The organism is Paenibacillus sp. MB22_1 (assembly GCF_047200555.1).
In the GTDB taxonomy this organism is placed as follows: Bacteria; Bacillota; Bacilli; order Paenibacillales; family Paenibacillaceae; genus Fontibacillus; species Fontibacillus phoenicis.
The window spans coordinates 1,236,007-1,259,532 of sequence record NZ_JBLADV010000002.1 but is presented as its reverse complement, the minus strand read 5'-3'; the positions used below and the strand labels follow the sequence as shown (position 1 = coordinate 1,259,532).

Annotated in this window: 19 protein-coding genes; 17 read left to right on the top strand and 2 right to left on the bottom strand. The window is 56.2% G+C overall.

All coding sequences use genetic code 11. The annotated features are described in order from the left end of the window. The first annotated feature begins 58 nt into the window (after positions 1-58). The 3 genes from nuoF (at position 59) to hydG (ending at position 5,217) form a co-directional block, all read left to right on the top strand. Positions 59-1,831, top strand: coding sequence for an NADH-quinone oxidoreductase subunit NuoF (gene nuoF / locus ACL02P_RS17705; protein ID WP_412838260.1), 1,773 nt, complete (start codon positions 59-61; stop codon positions 1,829-1,831). Positions 1,832-1,849: 18 nt separating this feature from the next. Next, positions 1,850-3,586 carry an NADH-dependent [FeFe] hydrogenase, group A6 gene (locus ACL02P_RS17700; protein WP_412837799.1) on the top strand — a complete coding sequence of 579 codons (1,737 nt, stop codon included), beginning with the start codon at positions 1,850-1,852 and terminating at the stop codon, positions 3,584-3,586. A gap of 194 nt (positions 3,587-3,780) precedes the next feature. After that, positions 3,781-5,217: a [FeFe] hydrogenase H-cluster radical SAM maturase HydG gene (gene hydG / locus ACL02P_RS17695; protein ID WP_412837798.1), complete on the top strand. Its 1,437-nt coding sequence runs from the start codon at positions 3,781-3,783 to the stop codon at positions 5,215-5,217. Positions 5,218-6,364: 1,147 nt separating this feature from the next. Here hydG and hydF read toward each other — a convergent pair. Both hydF and ACL02P_RS17685 read right to left on the bottom strand, forming a co-directional pair. After that, positions 6,365-7,627: a [FeFe] hydrogenase H-cluster maturation GTPase HydF gene (hydF, locus tag ACL02P_RS17690; RefSeq protein WP_323078426.1), complete on the bottom strand. Its 1,263-nt coding sequence runs from the start codon at positions 7,625-7,627 to the stop codon at positions 6,365-6,367. A gap of 15 nt (positions 7,628-7,642) precedes the next feature. Beyond that, a complete protein-coding gene (locus ACL02P_RS17685; RefSeq protein WP_412837797.1) occupies positions 7,643-9,076 on the bottom strand; it encodes an aspartate ammonia-lyase in 1,434 nt (477 codons plus the stop codon). Between the two features lie 159 nt (positions 9,077-9,235). On the opposite strand from ACL02P_RS17685, the gene yabP reads away from it, so the two are divergent. The 14 genes from yabP to ACL02P_RS17615 all read left to right on the top strand — a co-directional run bounded on the left by yabP (position 9,236) and on the right by ACL02P_RS17615 (position 23,285). After that, the gene (gene yabP / locus ACL02P_RS17680) at positions 9,236-9,517 is read left to right on the top strand and encodes a sporulation protein YabP (protein ID WP_009226328.1); all 282 of its coding nucleotides are present in this window, start codon (positions 9,236-9,238) and stop codon (positions 9,515-9,517) included. Next, positions 9,514-10,101 carry a spore cortex biosynthesis protein YabQ gene (gene yabQ, locus ACL02P_RS17675; RefSeq protein ID WP_260071765.1) on the top strand — a complete coding sequence of 196 codons (588 nt, stop codon included), beginning with the start codon at positions 9,514-9,516 and terminating at the stop codon, positions 10,099-10,101. The genes yabP and yabQ overlap by 4 nt, the downstream gene beginning before the upstream one ends. Positions 10,102-10,118: 17 nt before the next feature. Beyond that, a complete protein-coding gene (locus ACL02P_RS17670; RefSeq protein ID WP_260071766.1) occupies positions 10,119-10,475 on the top strand; it encodes an FtsB family cell division protein in 357 nt (118 codons plus the stop codon). A gap of 124 nt (positions 10,476-10,599) precedes the next feature. Continuing rightward, positions 10,600-11,070 carry a S1 domain-containing RNA-binding protein gene (locus ACL02P_RS17665; protein WP_009226325.1) on the top strand — a complete coding sequence of 157 codons (471 nt, stop codon included), beginning with the start codon at positions 10,600-10,602 and terminating at the stop codon, positions 11,068-11,070. Positions 11,071-11,469: 399 nt separating this feature from the next. Beyond that, positions 11,470-13,977, top strand: a complete 2,508-nt coding sequence (gene spoIIE, locus ACL02P_RS17660) for a stage II sporulation protein E (RefSeq protein ID WP_339300863.1) — start codon at positions 11,470-11,472, stop codon at positions 13,975-13,977. A 112-nt stretch (positions 13,978-14,089) separates the two neighbouring features. Then, positions 14,090-15,001 carry a winged helix-turn-helix domain-containing protein gene (locus ACL02P_RS17655; RefSeq protein WP_323078432.1) on the top strand — a complete coding sequence of 304 codons (912 nt, stop codon included), beginning with the start codon at positions 14,090-14,092 and terminating at the stop codon, positions 14,999-15,001. Positions 15,002-15,241: 240 nt separating this feature from the next. After that, the gene (locus ACL02P_RS17650; protein ID WP_036646187.1) at positions 15,242-16,996 is read left to right on the top strand and encodes an ABC transporter substrate-binding protein; all 1,755 of its coding nucleotides are present in this window, start codon (positions 15,242-15,244) and stop codon (positions 16,994-16,996) included. Between the two features lie 81 nt (positions 16,997-17,077). Beyond that, the gene (locus ACL02P_RS17645) at positions 17,078-18,031 is read left to right on the top strand and encodes an ABC transporter permease (protein WP_009226321.1); all 954 of its coding nucleotides are present in this window, start codon (positions 17,078-17,080) and stop codon (positions 18,029-18,031) included. Positions 18,032-18,048: 17 nt separating this feature from the next. Continuing rightward, a complete protein-coding gene (opp4C, locus tag ACL02P_RS17640; RefSeq protein WP_009226320.1) occupies positions 18,049-18,984 on the top strand; it encodes an oligopeptide ABC transporter permease in 936 nt (311 codons plus the stop codon). Positions 18,985-18,996: 12 nt separating this feature from the next. Further along, positions 18,997-19,980, top strand: a complete 984-nt coding sequence (locus tag ACL02P_RS17635) for an ABC transporter ATP-binding protein (RefSeq protein WP_009226319.1) — start codon at positions 18,997-18,999, stop codon at positions 19,978-19,980. Continuing rightward, entirely contained in the window at positions 19,973-20,938 is a 966-nt protein-coding gene (locus ACL02P_RS17630; RefSeq protein ID WP_009226318.1) for an ABC transporter ATP-binding protein, read from the top strand. The genes ACL02P_RS17635 and ACL02P_RS17630 overlap by 8 nt, the downstream gene beginning before the upstream one ends. 44 nt (positions 20,939-20,982) lie before the next feature. Continuing rightward, entirely contained in the window at positions 20,983-21,465 is a 483-nt protein-coding gene (locus ACL02P_RS17625; protein WP_323078438.1) for a hypothetical protein, read from the top strand. A 151-nt stretch (positions 21,466-21,616) separates the two neighbouring features. Further along, positions 21,617-22,360 (top strand): VWA domain-containing protein, encoded by a 744-nt coding sequence (locus ACL02P_RS17620; protein WP_260071771.1) that lies wholly within the window; start codon positions 21,617-21,619, stop codon positions 22,358-22,360. Further along, positions 22,332-23,285: a serine/threonine protein kinase gene (locus ACL02P_RS17615; protein ID WP_260071772.1), complete on the top strand. Its 954-nt coding sequence runs from the start codon at positions 22,332-22,334 to the stop codon at positions 23,283-23,285. The genes ACL02P_RS17620 and ACL02P_RS17615 overlap by 29 nt, the downstream gene beginning before the upstream one ends. The last annotated feature ends 241 nt before the right edge of the window (positions 23,286-23,526 follow it).

Below are 23,526 nucleotides of genomic sequence, written 5' to 3'. Positions count from 1 at the left end.
CCGCCGTAAGCTGGGCAAGGTCGAGGCTGTTGAAGGGGGCGTTGCCGAGCGTTCTGTCATGATTTGCGGCGGCACAGGCTGTACCTCTTCGGACTCGATGTTCATTGCGGAAGCCTTTGAGCAAGCGGTGGCCAGCCAAGGGATTCAGGACAAAATCGAGATTGTCCGGACGGGCTGCTTTGGACTGTGCGAGCTGGGGCCGGTCGTGATCATTTACCCGGAGGAGGTATTCTACAACCGGGTGAAGGTGAAGGACGTAGCGGAGATCGTCGACAAGCACCTGCTTCAGGGCAAAATCGTCGATCGCCTCGTCTACCGACAGTCGCTGGAGAAGGACGGGCGGATCAAGCCGCTGCATGAGGTCGACTTCTTCCGCAAACAGCAACGGATCGCGCTGCGTAACTGCGGGACGATCGATCCGGAGGACATTGACGAATATATCGCCATGAATGGGTATAAAGCGTTGCATAAGGTCCTGACGACGATGGAGCCGGCGCAGGTTGTCGCCGAGGTGAAGGAAGCAGGCCTTCGCGGACGCGGGGGCGGCGGGTTCCCGACCGGTATTAAGTGGGAGACGGCGGCGAAGCAGCAGACGGGGCCAAAATACATGATTTGCAACGCCGACGAGGGCGACCCGGGCGCGTTTATGGACCGCTCGATCCTGGAGGGCGATCCGCACTCTGTACTGGAAGGCATGGCGATCGCCGGCTACGCCATCGGAGCGAATCACGGCTTCATCTACGTACGGGCGGAATATCCGATCGCCGTGCGCCGGGTGCAGGCGGCGATTAAGCAGGCCCGGGATTACGGGCTGCTGGGCGAGGATTTGTTTGGCAGCGGCTTCTCCTTTGATATCAGCGTCCGGCTGGGAGCTGGGGCGTTTGTCTGCGGGGAAGAGACCGCGCTGATGAACTCCGTCGAAGGCAAGCGCGGCATGCCGAACCCGAAACCGCCGTTCCCGGCCGTCAGCGGGTTATGGGGGCAGCCGACGGTGATCAACAATGTGGAGACGCTGGCTAACGTGCCGATCATTATGCTCGAGGGCGCTTCGTGGTATGCGAGCATCGGGAAGGAAAAAAGCAAAGGCACCAAGGTCTTCGCCTTGGGCGGCAAAGTCGTCAACACCGGGCTGGTGGAGGTGCCGATGGGGATTACGCTGCGCGATGTGATCTACGAAATCGGCGGCGGGATTCCCGGCGGCAAGGCGTTTAAAGCGGTGCAGACCGGGGGGCCGTCCGGCGGCTGCTTAACGAGCGAGCATCTCGATCGGCCGATCGATTACGATACGCTGCTCAGCTTGGGGTCGATGATGGGCTCGGGCGGCATGCTCGTGATGGACGAAGAGACGTGTATGGTCGACGTGGCCCGGTATTACCTCGACTTTACGCGTGACGAATCGTGCGGGAAATGCGCGCCTTGCCGGATCGGGACCAAACGCCTGCTGGAGATTTTGGAGAAAATCACGGAAGGCAAAGGAACGATGGAGGACCTGGAAGCGTTGGAGGAACTATCTGAGCAAATTAAGGCGGCTTCGCTGTGCGGGCTCGGCCAGACGGCGCCGAATCCGGTGCTGTCCACGCTGAAGTATTTTCGCGAGGAATATATCGCCCATGTGGTCGACAAGAAATGTCCTGCCGGCGTTTGCCGCTCGCTGATTACGTACACGATCGATCCGGAGAAATGCCGCGGCTGTACCCTTTGTGCCCGGAAGTGCCCGGCGGAAGCGATCTCGGGCGAGATGAAAGAGCCGCATGTCATCGATCCGCAGCTGTGCATCAAATGCGGAATTTGCTTCGACAGCTGCAAATTTGAAGCGATCTATAAGAGCTGAAGGGGGGAGAGTTCGAGCATGGATACGGTGAATTTATGGATTGACGATATGGAAACGGAAGTGCCGAAGGGAACAACGGTGCTCCAGGCTGCCCGCGGACTAGGCATTCACATTCCTACCCTTTGCCATCTGCAGGGCATGAACCACCCGTCCAGCTGCCGCGTCTGCTTGGTGGAGTCGGGCCCCCGCCTGATCGCTTCGTGCACGCTGGTGGCCGAGGACGGCATGCGGATTCGGACGAATACGCCGCGGGTGCGGAAAGCCCGCAAAACGACGGTTGAGCTGATTCTGTCGGATCACCATCGGGAATGTCTCACCTGCCTGCGCAGCGGAACCTGCGAGCTGCAGGAGGTGGCGAATCAAATTGGGGTGCGCGATGTGCGATATGCGGGAGGCAAGGCGCGGTCGACGGTTGATATCTCGTCGCCGTCGATCGTGCGCGACACTTCAAAATGCCTGCTGTGCGGCCGGTGCGTCTCCGTGTGCAGCGAGGTGCAGACTGTGGGGGCCATCGGGTTCATGAACCGCGGATTCAACACGGTGATTGGGCCGGCTTTGGGGCGGCCGATCGGCGAATCGGTCTGCGTTAACTGCGGGCAGTGCATCATGGCTTGTCCGGTTGGCGCGCTGCAGGAGCGGGAGAATGTGGGCGACGTGTGGCAGGCAATCGCTGACCCGCATAAATTCGTCGTTGTGCAGACGGCTCCGGCGGTGCGCGTCGCCTTGGGCGAGGAGTTCGGGATGCCGATCGGGACGCGGGTGACGGGCAAGATGGTCGCCGCGTTGCGCCGGCTTGGCTTCAACAAGGTGTTTGATACCGATTTTGCCGCCGACTTAACGATTATGGAGGAGGGCACCGAGCTGGTGCATCGCTTGGCCACTGGGGAGAACTTGCCGCTGATGACCTCCTGTTGTCCGGGCTGGGTGAAGTTTGTGGAGCATTTCTTCCCGGATATGATGGAGAATCTGTCGAGCTGCAAATCGCCGCATGAGATGGAAGGGGCGATGATCAAGAGCTATTTCGCCCAAACGATGGGGATCGATCCGGGGAACATTGTGGTGGTGTCGATTATGCCGTGTACGGCGAAGAAGTTTGAGGCACAGCGCGAGGAGCTGGCTCACGAGTCGTTACCGGACGTCGATTACGTGCTGACGACCCGGGAGCTTGCGCGGATGATCAAAGAGGCGGGGATCGATTTTGTGAACTTGAAGGGCGAGACGTTCGACAACCCGTTTGGCGAAGCTTCGGGGGCCGGCGTGATCTTCGGCGCGACCGGCGGGGTGGCCGAAGCGGCGCTACGCACGGTATTCGAGCTCGTCGCCGGCGAAGAGCTGGAGACGGTGGAATATACCGCAGTACGCGGAATGGACGGCATGAAGGAGACGACGGTGGAGCTGCCGGACGGCCGGATGATCCGCACGGCGGTGGTTCACGGGCTCGGCAACGCGCGTAAGCTGATGTCGATGATTCAGTCCGGTCAGCGCCAATACGAGTTTATTGAAGTGATGGCTTGTCCGGGCGGTTGTATCTGCGGCGGCGGGCAGCCGATCGTGGGTGCGAGCCTGCGGGATACCCTCGACGTGAAGGCTGCCCGAGCCAAGGCGATTTATGACGAGGACGAAGCGTCTACGGTTCGGAAATCGCACAAGAACCCGTATATCCAGCAAATTTATCGCGAGTTTTTGGAGAAGCCGAACAGCCATAAGAGCCATAAGTATTTGCACACACATTATTTGGTGCGCTCTCGTTATTAGCTTTTTGCCGTTGCGTGTCGGGTATCGGTGTTGCGCTTTGAGCGTTGAGTGTTGAGCGTTGAGTGTTGAGTATTGAGTGTTGAGTGTTGAGTATTGAGTGTTCATCGTTGAGCGTTAAGTGTTAAGTTGCTTTTGTCCATACAGTCTCGAAGGGGTTCAGAAGTCATTTTGGCATCTTACAGGGAGGGATGGGGATGAGCAGGTCAGAGCAAAAACAGGCAGCGGACTTCATCCGGGATGAGACCATTGTGTCAGCGCTCGCTTACGGGTCGCGGCTAGCCCGCGACCGTAAAAAAGTGCTGGCGATTCTGGAGCGTGCCCGGACCGCCAAAGGCATCAGTGCGGAGGAAGCCGCCGTCCTATTGAACGTGGAGGACGATGTATTGCTGGAGGAGATTTACCATGCGGCACGCGAGGTGAAGGAACGCATTTACGGGAATCGGATCGTCTTGTTTGCTCCTTTATATGTCAGCAACTATTGCGTCAATAACTGCGAGTATTGCGGCTATAAGCTGTCGAATAGGGGCATGGTTCGGCGGCGGTTGAACCGGGAGGAGCTGATCCGAGAAGTCGAGGTGCTGCAGCAACTGGGGCATAAGCGGCTGGCACTGGAGGCCGGGGAGGATCCGGAGCATTGCCCGATCGATTACATTCTTGAATGCATTGAAACGATCTACTCCGTGAAGGTCGACAACGGAAGCATTCGCCGGATTAACGTCAATATCGCAGCGACGACGGTGGAGGATTACCGCAAGCTGGCGAGCGTCGGGATCGGCACGTATATCCTGTTCCAGGAGACGTACCACCGCCCGACCTACAGCCGCATGCACCCCAAAGGGCCAAAACGCGATTACGACTGGCATACGACGGCGATGGACCGCGCGATGCAAGCCGGCATCGACGACGTTGGCGTGGGGGTGTTGTACGGGCTGTATGATCACAAATACGAGACGATCGCCATGCTGATGCATGCCGAGCATCTGGAAGCGACGTATGGCTGCGGGCCACACACGGTTTCCGTCCCTCGCTTGCGGGCGGCGGACGGCGTGGATCTGAACAGCTTCCCGTATCTCGTGAACGATCATGAATTTAAGAAGATCGTGGCCGTGTTACGGCTCGCGGTGCCTTATGCCGGCATGATTCTGTCCACCCGTGAGGACTCGAAATTCCGCGACGAGGTCATCAAGCTGGGGATCTCCCAGATCAGCGCAGGCTCGTGCACCGGCGTTGGCGGTTATACCAACACGTACGGCAGAGAGGGCCAAGCGATCTCAAGCAGCGATACCGCCCAGTTCGAGGTAGGTGACCACCGTTCGCCGCTGGAGATGATCAAGTCGCTGTGCCGGGACGGGTATATACCGAGCTACTGCACCGCTTGTTACCGGGAGGGGCGGACGGGCGACCGTTTCATGCGGCTGGCCAAATCGGGCCAGATCCATAACATCTGTCATCCCAACGCTCTGCTCACTTTGCAGGAGTATTTGCTGGACTACGGGGATGACGAAGCCCGGGAGATGGGAGCCACGCTGATCAAAAACAATCTCCGCCGCATCCCCAAAACCTCCGCCCGCGATGCGACGATCAACCGCCTGCAGCGTCTCAAGGAAGGCGAGCGGGATTTGTACTTCTAGCCCGGGGCCCGCGGAAATCAAAAACCTTCAATGCCACCTTAGCGGTTGGCGTTGAAGGTTTTTTTGGCGCCAATATGCTGATTATTCGGCATCTCGCCCAGTTGCCAACTCCATTCCGCTTGCCACGGTACAGGGTACACTTACTGCGCTCAACCCCCGGCTAGTGCTTTATTTCGCCTGCGGACTCCGGCGTGCGGCGTGTGGCTAACCCATTATTTCGCCTACGGACTCCGGCTAACGCTTGCCAGAGTGCTTATTTGGGCCAAATGAGGGGGATTTCATTTCTAACGCTTGTCAGCGAGCTTATTGGCATCAAATGGCCTCGTTTTGGGTGCGAAACAGGAAAATAAGCTCTCTCATAAGCGTTACATTTTGAAAATCCCCATTTTGGGCCCAATAGCGTTGCTGGCAAGCGTTAGAGGTTCGTTTCGCCGTGGTTGCTCCTCTAGTGTCTCTGCTGTCTCTAGTGTTGTTACTCAGCGAGTGTCCCTGCTGTCGCTAATGTTGTTACTCAGCGAGTGTCCGTACTGTTAGTTACTGTTGTTATTCCACCAATGTCCGTGCTGTTTGCTACTGTTTTTGTTTTGCCAATCTCTGCTGACACTACTATTGTGCTCTTTCAGTATCTATTGCTGACGCTAATGTTGTTGATCCGTGAGTGTCACTGTTGTCACTATTGACGCTGCCGACGCGAAAGTTACTACTGTGCTTAACTGCGCTTAAATGTGCTTAACTACTCAAACTACCTTAACTGCACCTAACTTCTGCTAACTCTAACTACTCTAACTACTCTAACTACTCCCAACTGCCCTAACACACCTGCGACGTTTAAAGCTCCTGCACACCTTGCTTTTGGAGTAACTATTTCTCTTGCTTTCGCCTGCGGACTCCGGCGTGCGGCTAACGCTTGTCAGAGCGCTTATTTGGGCCAAATGAGGGGGATTTCAATTCTAACACTTGTCAGCGAGCTTATTGGCATCAAATGGCCTCGTTTCGGGTGCGAAACAGGAAAATAAGCTCTCTCATAAGCGTTACATTTTGAAAGTCCCCATTTTGGGCCCAATAGCGTTGCTGGCAAGCGTTAGAGGTTCGTTTTGCCTCAACAGCCATCACCGGAGCCGATCAGATCACAGGAGCCGAGTTTCTCTCACTGCGACTGAGACCCCCGAGCCGCCTCATCCCACGCCATCATGGCGGAGGGGAAGAGCTCGATCGCGCGAGGGAACACGCCGTGAAGGTAGGCGATTAGCACGCCGTAGTTGACGATCGGGACGCCGGCCGCTTTGGCTTCGCCGAGGCGGTGCAGCATGGCGCGGCGGTTGAGCATGCAGGCGCCGCAATGCACGATCAGCGCGTAGCGGGACAGGTTCGGCGGGTAGCTGTAGCCGGAGACGTGCTCGATCTGCAGCTGCTTGCCCGTGGTTTGGCGCAGCCAGCGGGGGATTTTGACGGTGCCGATGTCGTCGGACTGCTGATGGTGCGTGCAGGCTTCCGCGATCAGCACGCGGTCGCCGTCCTGCAGGTTCTCCACGGCCCGCGCGCCTCGGACGAGCTCATTTAGGTCGCCTTTATGGCGGGCGAACAGGATGGAGAACGAGGTCAGCGGCACGTCCCGCGGCGTATCGGCGGCGACCTTAAGGAAGACCTGCGAGTCGGTGATGACGAGCCGCGGCTTCGTCCCGAGCCGATCCAGCGTGGCCCGGAGCTCGTGCTCCTTCGTCACAACGGCGATGGCGTCGCTCTCGAGCAGGTCGCGGATCGTCTGCTGCTGCGGCAGGATCAGCCGGCCTTTGGGCGCGGCTTTGTCGATCGGCACGACCAGCACGACCAGATCGCCCGGCGCCACGAGGTCGCCGACGAGCCGGAAGCGCTCCTCCTCGTGCGGAAGCGCCGCGACGATGGCCCGCTTCAGCTCCGGCACGCCGCTCCCGTCCAAAGCGCTGAATGCCACGCATTCCAGGGCAAGCTGGGCCTTCACCTCGGCAAGTACAGCCGCCCTCGCGTCCGTATCCAACAGCGCGTCGACTTTATTCACCACGCCTACGACAGGGATCTTCCGTTGCTTCAGTTCGGCCAACAGCTCCCGATAAAAATCATCGGGACCCGCCAACGCATCAATCACCAACAAGGCGAGGTCGGCGCGGTGGATCAGCTCCCGCGTTTTCTGCTTGCGCTGCTCGCCAAGCTCGCCTTCGTCGTCCAGCCCGGCGGTATCAATCAGCACCACTGGTCCCAGCGGCAGCAGTTCCATCGCTTTGTACACCGGGTCGGTGGTTGTCCCCCTCACCGGCGAGACGACGGCAATCTCCTGCCCCGTTAAAGCGTTCACCACGCTGGACTTCCCCACATTCGTCCGGCCGAAGACGGCGATATGCGTCCGCTCCCCGCGCGGCGTTGCGTTCAGACTCATCTAACCATTCCCCCTCTATTCGCCGGGGATGCCCGGCTTCGTGACCTGCAGCGGATTCAGGATGGCGGCAGCGCGTTCGGCGGTCAGCCAGCCGCCGCTCACAGCGACCTGCTCCACCGACAGCCCCTCGCGCCGGGCGATCCCGGCAATCTCGGCGGCCGCCTCGTAGCCGAGATGCGGGACCAGCGCGGCGGCCAGCACGGTGGAACGCCGCAGATGCTCGCGGCATACGCCCTCGTTGACGGCGATGCCGCGAATGCAGCGCTGCTCGAACAGCGGAACGGCCCGCCCCAGAATCTCCAGCGATTCCAGCAGGGAATCGGCGATCAGCGGGCCGTACGCGTTCAGTTCGAGCTGGCCGCCGGCGGCGGCCCAAGTGATCGCGGCATCGTTCGCGATCACCCGCATGGCCGCTTGGCCGGCCATTTCCGCCATGACGGGGTTCACCTTCCCCGGCATGATCGACGAGCCGGCCTGGACGGCGGGCAGCGTGTATTCGCCGATGCCCCCGGCGGGGCCGGACGCCAGCAACCGCAGGTCGCCGGCGATCTTGAACAACGTCACGGCTGCCGCTTTCAGCAGCCCGGACACCTCGACGAAGACGTCCATGTTCTGCGTCCCGTCCATCGGAAATTCGCTGCGCGCTAAGCCCAGCCCGGTCAACTCCTGCAGCGTGTCGGTGACCTGGAAGATGTAAGCCCGGGGCGCGTCCAACCCGGTGCCGATCGCCGTGCCGCCGAGATGAATCTCGCGCAGCCGCTCCTCGGCTTTGTACAGCCGCCACCGGTCGCGGGCGACCGCCTTGGCGGAAGCGCCAAAGCCCTGGCCGGCCATCATCGGCAGGGCGTCCATCAGCTGCGTGCGTCCGAGCTTCAGCACATCCGCGAATTCCCGCTCCTTCTCCTGCAGCGCCTCCTGCAGGGAGGCATAAGCGTCGCTGAGCGGGCGCAGCAGCCGGATCGCCGCGATTCGAAGCGCGGTGGGGTACACGTCGTTGGTCGATTGACATCGGTTGACGTGGTCCAACGGATGGACAAGCTGGTAGTCGCCTTTTGTCCCTCCCAGCCGTTTAATCGCTAAATTGGCGATCACCTCGTTGACGTTCATATGCGTGGACGTGCCCGCGCCGCCCTGCAGGGCATCAACCACGAATTGATCGACCAAGGCGCCCTCGGCAATCTTGTCGCACGCCCATTCAATCGCTTCCGCGACCTCAGCCGGGATTAGGCCCAGCTTGCCATTGACCCGCGCCGCCGCTTTCTTGACCACGGCGATCGCTTCGATCAGCCGGGGATGGGCTGGACGCCCGCTGACCGAAAAATTCTCCATCGCCCGCGCCGTATGAATGCCGTAATAGACTTCTGCCGGGATCGCTTTGGGGCCTAGCGCGTCGGTCTCCATGCGATATTTTTGATCGGAATCGGGTTGATTCGGAAATTCTTGACGCATTCGGGTTCGCCTCCGACAAATGTCAATCTCTTCCTTTCCATCGTAGTTGAAAGCGATTTCTCGAGACAGTAAAGAAGATCACGTGAAAGGCCGGAAGGAACTTGTTCTAAAGACGATTTTTCGTCCATAAGCTAGGGATAAGAAGGAGGGGTACATGCCATGGTCGAACCAAATAAAGCCAAGCATCAGGAGCTGCATTTGCTAAATCGCAAGCTGTTGGACATTACGGGGGTCCTCAATGTGGAAAGCTTCGACAGCGAGGAGTTTTTGCTTCAAACCGAACTTGGTGCGATGACGATCCGAGGGCATAATTTACATATCAAAAACCTGAACCTGGAGCAGGGACTGGTCAGCATCGAAGGTACGGTAAACTCGCTTTCGTATTTGGATCCGGGGTCCAATTCGTCCAGTAAGGGCCTGCTCGGCAAGCTGTTCCGATGAATTTGGAGACACAATGGGCGACCCTGCTCTGGATGCTGGCATCCGGGGGGATCATGGGCATCGCCTTTGACAGCTATCGCGTCGTCTCGGGACAGCTCCGGTTTCCCCGCTGGAGTGTCCATGCCCTCGATTTGCTCTACTGGTTGGCTGCCGCCTTATTCGTCTTCCGCACGTTGTATCACAGCAACCAGGGGGAACTAAGGTTCTATGTTTTTTTAGGACTTTTTCTAGGTATTTGGATTTATTTTTTGTTCCTTAGTGTTCTCACCGAGCGTTTTGTGTTAATGTTAATGAGGATAGCTAACAAAATTTATCATTTTATCGTACGAACGATTGAGATTTTCATCATCGCTCCGTTACAATGGCTGGTCAAAATGATCCGTGTTCTGCTCGGATTCGTTTGGATTGTGCTGCTGTTCCTAGGCCGGATCACCTTGTTGCCGATCTGGAAGCTGCTCGTATGGGTGCTTACACCTATATGGACAAGGCTTCGGATTCCGCAGGGGGTGGACAAGATTCGGCGTTGGGCGGCTGTGTGGCGAGAGCGTGTTTTGCGTCTATTACGCTGGTTCTACAAAGAATAAGGCTGGGAGGTGCCCTGGTGCGCGAAGTGTCGACAAATCCGAAACCATCGAACAAAACTTCATCCTCCGGAAACGGATCTGCTTTCGCTAAGCGCAGGCTGCGGATCTGGATGGGATTTATGGTCCTGTTTTTAAGCTGGGCCGGATATACGTTCATTTCTCAAGCCGGGGAGATCGGCAGCAAATCGCTAGAGCTGGCGGAACGGCAAGCCGCCAAGGCAGCCAGTGAGCAGAGCTTGAACCAGCTCAAATATGAGATTGACCGTTTGAATGACCCCGAATACATTGGACAAATTGCCATGAAGAAATATGGTCTGTACAAACCGGGTGAAATCCCTGTCCGGGTATCCGAGTCCGAAGCCGGAAATGACTGACCCCATGCGGGTTGACGGGACATCCGTCTGTTGACCTTGTTTCAGTCATTCGGTATAATCAAATCACCGCAGTCAAGATTTCGAGGCCTGGCTGTATATTTTTAAGGGAGGATCATTTTATTTTATGGCAATTGAAGTGGGCACCAAGTTAGAAGGAAAAGTGACAGGCATCACGCATTTCGGAGCATTTGTGGATCTGTCAGGAGGTGTCACGGGTCTCGTTCATATTTCGGAGATCGCCGACAATTACGTGAAAGACGTTAACGATCATCTGAAGATCGGCGATATGGTTACCGTAAAGGTAATCAATGTCGATAAGGACGGCAAGATCGGACTTTCCATCAAGCAGGCTGTTGACAAACCGGCCGAAGCCAGACCGCCTCGTGCACCGAGAACGGACCGGCCAATCGGCGGAGACCGTCCTGGCGGCGGATTTAACCGGGACCGGGGAGGACGCTCTTTCAAGCCCCCAGCCAGCAAATCCTCATTCGAAGACAAAGTTTCTCGTTTCCTGAAGGACAGCGAGGAGCGCATTTCTTCGTTGAAGAAGAATACGGAAGGCAAACGCGGAGGTCGCGGAGCCAAACGAATGTAATCCCTGAAAACTTAATTAATCAAACCCACCGTAGGCGAATCGCTCGCCTGCGGTTTTTTGTTTTGTTTCGCGCTCCAATCTTCACAAGTTGACTTTTGCCTATGCGATAAAGCATGTTTTGTCGCCTCTGGGCTTTTTGCCGACAGGTTCTTACGGTTTTTTACGAGGAGTGCGTTCAAATGGCCGTTGTTCGCAGAACAAGCCCGTGATTCCCCATGCGAACATAGAAACCCCTGATGCGGCTCATCGCTATGGGGGGCCTGTATTCGCGCGGTGTCGGCGTTCCCTCTCAATTTGTCGGAAATTTCTTTTGCGCCGGCTCCGGTATCTGACAAACTTTCCGGTTCTAGCCTCCTATAATGGGACATACCTTACTAATTTGGAAAAGGCGGTGCCAGGATGTTGAATAAGTGGAATGTCACCCTGTTTCCAGGGATGAGAAAGGCGAAGGCATGGGACAAGGGAGCGTTGCGGAATATGCTGCTGGGCCAGCCAATCATCCAGCGGGCTGGGCGGCTGTTCGCGGTCAACAAGTGGACCGGACTGCTTCTTGCGATGAGCTTCCTGCTGGGCCGGGCGACGATCTTGGATGAGCTGGCTCCTTTTGCCGTCGCTTTCTTTGCGGTGATTCGATTTATGCGGCGGGATATCGCGTGGTTCGCAGGGGCGGCGATGGTCTGCGGAGCGCTGCTGACGCCGGGTGCGCATCTTCATGCCATGGAAATCGCCGTGGAGCTTTTGATCTTCGCTTTGCTGCAAAAGGGGCTGGAGTCTTTTGAACGGGCAGATCTCTCCTATGCGCCGATTATGGTGTTTACGAGTACGTTCTTCGTTGGGATGTTCGGGGCGGTGATTGGCCCTTCCCTGACTTGGTACGCACTCGCGATGACCGTGATGGATGCACTGCTCAGCTTCGTATTGACGCTTGTCTTCATTCAGGCGGTCCCGGTGTTTACCTACCGGAAGAAGCATTACCAGCTGCGCGGCGAGGAAATTTTATGCCTCGTGATCCTGCTGGCTTCAGTGATGACCGGAACGGTCGGGTGGGAGATTCAAGGGTTATCGGCCGAGCACGTGCTGTCGAGGTACCTGATCCTGCTGTTCGCCTTGGCAGGCGGTGCACCTTTGGGAGCTTCGGTTGGCGTGATCACCGGATTGATCCTCAGCCTTGCAGATACGTCGGCCTTGTATCAAATGAGCTTGCTGGCGTTCTCTGGGATGCTGGCCGGGATGCTTCGGGAAGGGCGCAAATGGGCGGTCGGATTCGGCATGTTGCTCGGTTCGTCCATTCTGTCCATCTATATCGCCGGCCCGGCGGATGTGATGTCCTCCACTTGGGAGAGCTGCACCGCAGTTCTGCTCTTCCTGCTGACCCCCAAAAAGATGGTCCAAATTATTGCCAAATACGTACCCGGTACGCAGGAGCATGCCAAAACCCAGCATGAGTACGCCAAACGGGTACGCGATATTACGGCTGGCCGGGTGGCGCAGTTCTCCCAAGTCTTCAAGCAGCTGGCGCGAAGCTTCGGACAAGTGTCCAGCACCGGGGAAATCGCTAAGCGCGGCGAGGAGATCGACCATTTTATGAATGCGGTGACCCAGGGCGCTTGCGCTACCTGCTTCCGCAAGAATACGTGCTGGGACGGACGATTCTATCAAACGTATAAGCTGATGACAGAAATGATGACCGCGATCGAGGAGAAGCCGGACATTACTGCGGACGAGTTGCCGGCAAGATGGTTGAAGATGTGCGCGAAGACCGACCAGGTGCTGGATATTATGAAACACGAGTACGATCTGTATCAGCATGATCTGCATTGGAAACGGCAAATCTACGACAGCCGCCAGTTGGTGGCCGAACAGCTCTCGGGGGTCTCGCAGGTGATGGAGGATTTGGCCCGAGAGATCCAACGCGAAGGACAAGCCATGTATAAGCAGGAGGAGCAAATCCGCGAAGCGCTGGAGAAAATGGGCTTGTCCATTCATAGCATCGACATTGTGAGTCTGGACCACGGAAACGTAGAGATCGAAATCGTACATGCGTACACCCGCGGTTTCGATGAATGCCGGAAGATTATTGCTCCGCTGCTGTCAGATATCCTCGGAGAGCATATCGCTGTAATGAATGAAGTCCATCATGGAGGAAAAGAAGGCCTGGCGACCGTCACCTTCGGCTCGGCGAAAGCGTTTGAGATTACGACCGGGGTCGCTGGCACCGCCAAAGGCGGAGACATGCTCTCGGGCGACAGCTTCAGTGCCAAGGAGCTGGGCAACGGCACGTTTGCTGTGGCGATCAGCGACGGGATGGGCAACGGGGAGCGGGCGCGGCTCGAGAGCAGTACGGCGCTGAACATCCTCGAACAGCTGTTGCAATCCGGCATGGAGGAGACGCTGGCGATTAAATCGGTGAACTCGATTCTGATGCTGCGTTCGCCCGATGAGGTGTACGCGACGGTGGATATGGCGCTGATTGATCAATATACGGCGCGGACGACGTTTATGAAGATCGGTTCCTCACCTAGCTTCATCAAGCGAGGTCAGGAGGTGATCCCGGTGACGGCCAGCAACCTGCCGATCGGCATCATCCAGGATATCGAGGTCGATCTGGTGTCCGTTCAGCTCTATCCGGGAGATACGCTGATCATGATGACGGACGGTATCTATGATGCGCCGGGCCCCGCGGTCAACAAGGAGCTGTGGATCAAGCGGCTGATCCAGGAGATCCAGGCCGAGGATCCGCAGGAGATTGCCGATTGTCTGCTGGAGTCCGTCATCCGGTATCAGAAGAACGTCATTCACGATGATATGACCGTGGTTGTGGCAAATATCGACCATCTGCAGCCGGAGTGGGCTACGTTGCATATCCCCGGCATCAGCCGACTGGAGCGGCCGCGCACCGTGAGTTAAACAGAGAGCTTGAGGTGAGAACCTCAGGTTCTTTTTTTGGCGGAAAAATCTTGTTTTTCCTGAACTGGGGGAAAGCGCGTTATAATAGGGGGTGAGAAAGGGGAGTGGAATATTGGATTACCGTGTGGAGGTTACCTTTGAACCCCGGTACGAGCTGCTTAGCAGCCTACATACGATGATATGCCGCAAATCACATAAGAAAATCGACCTGAGCCCGGCATGGGTGAAGGATACGTTAAAACAAATTACGCCGGATTTGAGCTCCCTTCTCAGCGAAATGGAAGTGGACAGCGACTGGAAAACCACGTATTTGCTTGCTTACTTGTGCCCGGACGGGGCGTCGCCTGAGGAGTTTCTGGCGTGGCTGGAGAAGAAGACGCCGGGAGATCTGTATGAGCTGATCGCCGAGTACAGTCAGCAATTTCCGAAGGATATGGGGCAATTCCGCTCCCGTACCTTGACCGTGTTGTCCAGCTGGCATGAGCAATATTTCCGTAAGCTGGAGCCGGAAGTGATCGGCGGGCTGCGTTCCGAAGCTCAGGCGCGTACGGCGGAGCTGGCCAACCAAACCGAGTTGTCGGCGTTTATCGAGGAGACGACGAACGGATTAACGTTTATGCCAAAGGAAGGGCTGGAGAAGCTGGTTCTTGTGCCGCACTATCATTTTCAGCCGATGAATATCATTTATCACTTTGGCCGGATCACGCAGTGTCATTATTCGGCGCGATTCTATCTGGACGACGAAACGGATTTTCCTCCCCATGAATACCGGATGCTCCGGGCGCTCGCCGAGCAGAGCCGACTGAAAATTTTGCGTTATTTGAGCGGCGGTCCCCGAACATTTACGGAGATCGTCCGTCACTTGCAGATTTCCAAGGGGATTACGCATGATCATGTGTCCAAGCTTCGCAGCGGCGGCTTTATCCGTGCCCATATCGATGGGGAAACGATATCCGAATACAGCTTGCGTCCGGAAATGCTGGATGTGATGCACCGGAAATTGGTCGATTATATCGTCAACTAAATCAGTGCCAGCCATGGCAGTCATAAGGATTCCGCACCGTGTGAACGGGGGCGGGGTCTTTTTTTTGTGGCATAAATATTAAATTCTCTGAATAAAGAAAAAATATTAAGTTCTCTATTTACAGAACCGCATCCCGATCGTATAATAGGAGCGTTAAAACTCTACTTAACTTATCGGAATTAATGTCTATTGTAAGGTTCCACCTGAAAAAAGACAATTCGGAGGGAGAAAATCATGCAAATGAAGAAAAAACGAGTGACTGCGCTTCTGACCTTATTGTTGTCCGGGGCTTTGGTACTGACGGCCTGCGGCGGGGACGGGGGCAACAATACTGCGCAGGGAGCGGATTCGACATCGGCTCAGGCGGGTAATGGCCAAAGCGAGGCTGGTGCGAACAACGCAGGCGCAGAAGCAGGAGGCGCGCTGCAGTTCATTCCGGCCAGCGATATGTCCAAGCTTCCAGCGATAGCCAAAGAGCGCACCGATACGATTATCGTTGGCTTAACCGACCCGAGCGGTGCGTTTACGCCGTACTTCCAGCAGAGCGGATATGACGGCAATGTATCGTCGCTATTATTTACGCCGCTGGTAACGGTGGATGACAATGGGCTGCCGACCCCGGGCCTCGCCGAAAGCTGGGAGGTTTCCGATGATCAGCTGACGTATACGTACCATCTGCGTAAGGACTTGAAGTTCAGCGACGGTTCGCCAATGACTGCAGACGATGTGGCCTTTACCTGGACGTTGCTGCATGACAAAGCTTACGACGGGGACTCCCAAATCCCAACGCTGCATATCGTTGGCGGTGAAGCTTATAAGGAAGGGAAGGCGGACAGCATTTCCGGCATTACCGTGAAAGATCCGCAGACCATCTCGGTGACGCTGGAGCAGCCAAATGCGACCGCCCTGGTGCTGCTTGGCGGCGATATCCTGTCCAAAGCTTATTACGGCAAGGACTACAAGTTCGGCCAGCTCGATTACATTAAGAAGCTGCACGAGAAGCCGGTCGGCAACGGCCCTTATATCCTGGAGAAGTTCATTCCGGGGCAAGAGGTGCGTTATGTCGCCAACCCTTACTACTATGCGGGTAAGCCAAAAACCGAGAAGTTTATCTATAAAACCTCTGAAGGTGACACATGGCAGTATCTGGAGACAGGTGAAGTGGACTACGCTTCCTTCAGCGCCACGACCGAGAACATCGATAAGCTGAAAAGCATGGGCTTCGTCAATATTTTGCCGTATACCCCAAGCACTTATGGTTATCTGCAATTAAATCTCGAACATGAAGCTTTGAAGGATAAGAAAGTTAGACAGGCGCTGACGTATGGATTGGATCGTCAAAGCATTTACGTGGAAGCGAACCAAGGCGCAGGGCAAGTCGCCAACATTCCAGCTTCACCAATTTCCTGGGCTTACACGGAAGAAGGCATCAACCAATATGCCTATGATCCGGACAAAGCCAATCAACTGCTGGACGAAGCCGGTTGGGTGAAAGGGGCAGACGGCATCCGTGAGAAGGACGGTCAGAAGCTGACCATCCATTACCTTGGTTCCAAGAACGCCCAAACCGACGTCTTTATTGCTGTAGCGACGGAGAACTTCGCTGCGATCGGCGTAAACTTCCAGCCGGAGGTGTTCGCGGACTTTAACGCGCTGGTCTCCAAGGTCGAAGGCGGCGACTACGATATGGCTTCCTTCTCTACTCCAATGCTTGCTGACCCGTCCGACGGCGTACTGCAATTCGTGGATGGAGAGATCAAAGGTTATGACAACCCGAAGGTCAAAGAGTTGTACGACAAAGCGCTGAGCACCAGCGACATCGAACAACGTAAAGCCACTTATAAGGAGCTGTTCCAGCTGCTGAACGACGAATTGCCGATTATCTTCACGAACTACAAGAAGACCGTATACGCCTATAACGGCCGCATTCAAAACCTGACGGTCAGTCCGTTTACCGGCCTGTCCTCCAGCTTGCCAAACTGGACGTTGGAATAGAATCTGAATCTTTGAAAAATCAGCCGCTCCCCTCGTGTGCCCTGCATGCGAGGGGATGGCTTGTCTAAGGAGTGCGACGCGATGAGCGCCTATATCACCAAACGATTGATTTATATGGCGGCGATTTTGCTGGCGGCCTCGCTGCTGATCTTTTGCCTGTACGCGCTGACGCCCGGCGACTTCATCAGCGGGAACATCAAGCTGACGCCGGAGCGCAAGGCCGAGCTGCGGGAGATCTACGGCTTGAACAAGCCGGTGCTGGAACGGTACTTCATATGGATGAAGAATGCTTTTCACGGCGACTTTGGCTATTCGTTAGCCCAGCAGAAGCCGGTGCTGGCGTTGTTTAACGACTATATCTGGAACTCGTTCCTGCTGGCGGCGGTATCGACGTTCTTTACCTGGTTTATTGCCGTGATCGTTGGCGTCATCTCGGCTTACAAGCAGTATTCCTGGTTCGATACACTTGTGCTGGTGCTGATCTTTGCCGCGATGTCGCTGCCGTCTTTTTTTATCGGACTATTCCTGATCAAGATTCTCGCGGTCGATTTGAAATGGCTGCCGCCGGGCGGGATGATCACAACGGGGAGCAGTGCCACTGGATTTGCTTACGTAAAAGAGGTTATTCACCATATGACCCTGCCGGTGATCGTAATGACCATTTTGGGCGTCGGTTCGCTGACCCGTTACTTCCGGACCAACATGATCGACGTGATTAAACAGGATTATATCCGAACGGCCCGCGCCAAAGGGTTGAAGGAAAGCAAGGTGCTGTACCGCCATGCGCTGCGAAACGCGTTGCTTCCGGCGATTACGCTGGTGGGCTTTGAGCTGCCTGCGTTGTTTGGCGGTTCGTTGATCATTGAGAAAATCTTTAACTGGCCGGGGATTGGGCAGTTGTATATGTCCTCTTTTTCTGTTCGGGATTATCCGTTATTGATGGGATTTACGATGCTGATTGCGATCTTGACTGTGATCGGGACGTTGTTATCGGACTTGCTGTACCATATCGCCGACCCGCGTGTCCGGTTGTAATAGGGGGTTAAGCAACCATGAACTCAATTCCAGAACATCTATCGAAGCCGGGCCAAGAGGCTGCCCGTACCGCCGTGTCCAAGAAGCCGTCGCTGTGGCGCCAGTCGCTGCGCCGGCTGCTTCGCAATAAACTGGCCATGTCGGGGCTCGTTGTTGTTGTTTTTATGTTTCTTGCCTGCTTCTTGGGTCCGCTGTTCTCGCCGTATGCGGATAACAAAATTCAGATGTCGATGATGAACAAGCCGCCGAGCTGGCAGCATTGGCTGGGGACCGATAAGCTGGGCCGGGACGTATTAACCCGGGTTCTGCAGGCCGGACGCATTTCGCTGACCGTTGGCTTGGCATCCATGGTGTTGTCCGTCTTCTTGGGCACGCTGCTTGGCGCGATTGCCGGGTATTATCGCGGGATTGTGGACCAAATCATCATGCGGCTTGCCGACTTGCTGTTAACAATTCCTGGTCTACCGCTGCTGTTCATTGCCGGGGCGCTGCTATCGGAGTGGAAGGTGCCGACCGACTACCGCATGTACATCGTGATGATCATGCTCAGTCTGGTGAACTGGCCGGGGCTGGCGCGGATGATCCGCGGGCAGATGCTGAGCCTGCGGGAGCGCGAGTTCATGCAGGCGGCGGAGGTGCTGGGGCTTCGCGACCGGCGCAAGCTGGTCCATCACCTGCTGCCGAATCTCGTGCCGCTGATTATCGTGATTGCCACCCTGAACATCGGCGGGGCGATTCTTAGCGAGTCGGTGCTCAGCTTCTTTGGGCTGGGCGTGATGCCGCCGACGCCGACCTGGGGCAATATGATCGACGCTGCGAACAATTTGATCGACTTCCAGCAGCATCCTTGGCTGTGGATTCCGCCAGGGCTGTCTATTTTTGCCACCGTCATTGCTATCAATTTGTTTGGCGACGGTCTGCGGGACGTGCTGGATCCGAAAATGAACAGGTAGGTGAAGAAGCTTATGTCAACTTTGCTGGAGATAGACCAGCTAAGCACGCATTTTCATACCGAAGAAGGACGTATCAAGGCGGTTGATGAAGTCAGCCTGCGGATCAAGCCGGGGGAAACCGTGTGTATCGTCGGAGAGTCGGGCTGCGGCAAAAGCGTGACGGCGATGTCGATCATGGGGTTGCTGCAAAGCGGACCCGAGGTGGAGATCGGCGGGCGAATCCAATTTGGAGATACCGATCTGTTGTCTTTAGATAAACATCATCTTCGCGCCATTCGCGGGCATGAAATCGCGATGATTTTTCAGGAGCCGATGTCTTCGCTGAACCCGGTGCTGACGATCGGAGAGCAGTTGATCGAGCCGATGGTGCTTCACTTGAAGCTGAGCAAGAAGGAAGCTCGCAAGCGTGCCATAGAATTGATTGAGCAGGTCGGGATCTCCCGGCCGGAGCAGATTATGAAGAGTTACCCGCATGAACTGAGCGGCGGGATGCTGCAGCGGATCATGATCGCTATCGCCATCTCCTGCCGGCCGAAGCTGCTGATCGCGGACGAGCCGACGACGGCGCTCGACGTGACGATTCAAGCGCAAATCCTCGATATGCTGCGGCAAATTAAGGCGGAATCGGACATGTCGATTCTGCTGATCACCCATGATCTTGGCGTCGTCGCGGAAATGGCCGATTACGTGGTCGTGATGTATGCTGGCAAAGTGGTTGAGGAAGGGGAAGTGACCGCGCTGTTCGAATCGCCGAAGCACCCTTACACGCAAGGGTTGTTGAAGTCGAAGCCGGTGCTCGGACAGCGTCAGGATGAGCTGTTTTCCATTCCGGGCCAAGTGCCAAATTTGCTGGAATTGCAGCCTTCTTGTTATTTTCAGGACCGCTGCGCGCACTGCATGGACATTTGCCGCACGAAGGAGCCGGCATTGAAATCGCTTGGAGGCGGCCAGAAAGCCGCTTGCTGGTTGTATGAGGAGGAGAAACGCCATGGGTGAGCCGCTGCTGACAGTACGGCATTTGAAAAAGTATTTTCCGATTAAGACAGGGCTCCTGCAGCGGACAACCGGACAGGTGAAGGCCGTGGACGACATCAGCTTCACCATTCAGCCCGGGGAAACCTTCGGCCTGGTGGGTGAATCCGGCAGCGGGAAGAGTACGGTCGGCCGCAGCATCGTTCGTTTGACAGAGAAGACGGACGGCGACATTCTGTTTAAAGGCACAGATCTTTACTCGCTAGCGGATGAAGAGCTGCGCCGGTTGAGACCGAAGCTGCAGATGATTTTCCAGGACCCCTACGGTTCCTTGAATCCCCGGATTCGGGTTGGCGACGCAATCGGCGAAGCTTTGCTCGACCACGGGTTGCTGCCGAAGGCGGAGATCCGCGACCGGGTGCTGGAGGTGCTGGCTTCCTGCGGGCTGTCCTCATATCATATCGATCGTTATCCGCACGAGTTCTCCGGCGGGCAACGCCAACGGATCGGAATCGCTCGCGCGCTGATTCTGAACCCCGAACTGATGATTGCCGATGAACCGGTGTCTGCGCTGGACGTATCGATCCAAGCGCAAATCATCAACCTGTTCCGTAAACTGCAGGAGACTCGCGGATTAACGTATTTGTTTATCTCGCATGACTTGAGCGTCGTGGAGCATCTGTGCACGCAGGTTGGGGTGATGTATTTGGGCGGAATGGTTGAAATGGCCTCGCGGGATGAGTTGTTCCGCCATCCGTTGCATCCCTATACTAAGGCGCTTCTGTCTGCCGTGCCGCTGCCAATCCCGCGCATGAAGCGGGAGCGGATTATTTTGAAGGGCGATATTCCGAGTCCGGCGAACCCGCCTTCCGGCTGCAAATTCCATACCAGATGCCCGTTTGCTACGGCAGAGTGCAAGCAGCGGGTGCCGGAATTCCGCGACGTGGGCGGAGGGCATTTTGTGGCGTGCCATTTGGTATAGTTTGAGATAGACTAGTATGAGTTAGTTATATGGGTAGGGAGGTCATGCTTTTGACAGCACCAAAAGCCAGCTTGCCGCAGCTCTATGCGCTGCGATTGGAGATGATTCGGGCGAAGGGCATCCAAGGCGCGGAGCTCGTGGAGCTGCTGGAGCGCAAGGATGCCGCTGAATTGCAGCAGCGAGTTAATCCGGAGCTGCAGTGGGACGGATTTGTGGAATACCTCCAGGAGCATTTGGATGAGGTCAAGCAAGCTCTATCGGAAGGCTACCGGTTTAAGTTCATGACAGTGGGCGGACTGCGGAGCTTGCTGGAGATCAAATTCGGGCTGCGGGCGGAGCAGGATTATGTTTTTGACAACAACCGCTTTGCCGGCGTAAGGCTACATCGGGAAGACTATCAACAACTCAGAGCCCTGGCTCCTGACTATTGGGAGATCCTGATGGATAAGGAGGACCCGGATACGGGGATTCTCGAAATGCGCATTGTGCATAAATATGCAGATAATTCTGGATTCTATCGAACTTAAGGCGACTGTCTTAGGTTCCTTTCTTTTTTATAAGGAAGTGATGGCCTCGGGCCGGGTCTTTCTTCGCGCAGCTGGTTTGAATTCTATCCTAGCTGGAAATGATAGATACGAGAATGTTGAACTCTATCTATTTGAAAGGCGGGATGATGAGATGAAACAGATTATGCTGATTACGGACGGGTGTTCCAATGTCGGAGAAAGTCCGGTGATGGCTGCGGCGCTGGCAAGGCAGGAAGGAATCACCGTAAATGTGGTGGGGATTGTCGATTACGGTACGATTGGCGAGCTGGGGAGTCTGGAGATCGCTGAAATCGCCAAGGCCGGCGGCGGGATGAGCCGGATTGTCGGAACCGAGAACCTGGCGCAGACGATGCAGATGATGACGCGAAAAACGGTCGTCCAGACGATTCAACAGGCGGTTCATAAAGAGATCCGGCAGATCCTAGGCGATCAGACGGTTAGTGACTTGCCGCCAGAGCAGCGCTCGCAGGTCGTCGAGGTGATCGACGAGCTGAGCGAGAACAGCTCGCTGCAGGTGGCGCTTCTCATTGATGCCAGCGCCAGCATGAAGCCGAAGCTCCGGGCCGTGGAGGAAGCGATTCGGGATATGATGCTGAGCTTGAGCTCGCGGAAAGGGGAGAGCCAGCTGGCCGTCTTCCATTTTCCCGGCTCGCACAGCGGAGAGGATGCCGTCCTGGATGTGGACTGGACCAGCGATCTGGGGTCTGCCCGTTCCATCTTCCAACGCCTCGTCATGAGAGGGGCAACGCCAACCGGACCTGCGCTTCTGAAGGTGATGGATTTTATGCGATATGGTACACTGAATGAACATGGTAAGTCTTGGCGTGAGAAGACGGAGGGACAAGATGGAATCCTCGGCGACTACGTCGTCTAAAATTCCCCTGCCGCAGGGAACACGGATTATCGGACGCTGGAACGGCGGTCGGTATGTGATCCAGCGTTTGCTCGGGCAAGGGGCTAACGGCGTTGTATTCCTGGTGAAACGGGAGAAAAACGGAAAATTATACGCTCTGAAGCTGGGCTTCGATACGCTGGATATTCAATCGGAAATCAATGTGCTGAAAGCGCTGCAGCGTCAAGGCCGGCGACGGGGTGCGGGGGAACGGGATCTCAATTACCTGGTGGAGGTGGACGACTTCACTTACCAGGGGAGGGAGATTCCTTTCTACGTTATGCGCTATGTGCAAGGGGAGCCGCTGCGCGCCTTTTTGGCCCGGCGGGGGCCGCGCTGGCTGGACGTGGCTGGCCTTCAGCTGCTGCAACAGCTCGGACGGCTGCACCATTCCGGCTGGGTGTTTGGTGACCTTAAGCCGGAGAACGTGCTCGTAGGGGCTTATGGCGAAGTCGAGCTGATCGATTACGGCGGAGTAACAAGTGAAGGGCACAGCGTAAAGCAGTTTACGGAGTGGTACGACCGCGGTTTCTGGGGGGCGGGAAGCCGTACAGCGGATCCCGCGTATGACTGGTTCTCCTTCGCGGTTGTCTGCATTCATTTGCTTGCTGAGAGTGCGTTAAAGAAAGCGGCGACTCAGTTGCCGCAAACGCGCAGCCGCAGCGATCTTATCGCCATCGTCGACGGGTATGAGACGTTGGCGCCGTACCGCGCCTGGCTGAAGCGGGCTCTCCATGGGGAGTTCCGGGATACGGCGGAAGCGTGCCGGTTGTGGAAGGAGATGGTCACCCGCCGTTTCACTCCGCGGCGCCGGACGCGGTCTGCGACCCCGGGATGGATCGTCGGGGCGTTTGCGGTATCGCTGACGTTGCTTGCCTGTGCGCTTTATTTGACTTTTAGGTTTTAGGCGGTGGGCTTCCGAAGCTAACGGACACCAGAGACGCTATTCGCTTGCGATTGGACTTCCTCCGATTCTAACGGACTGAGGAGACCTTATTTCGGATAACAGCGGCAATCTGGTCCATTAAAAGGCCACTTAAGGTCACTGGGGTCCGTTAGATTGGGAAATTGCCGGGAAATGGGCAAATAGAGTCCTTCCAGTCCGTTACGTTTACGAACTCATTTTTGAGGGAAGGGAGAGGGGGTAT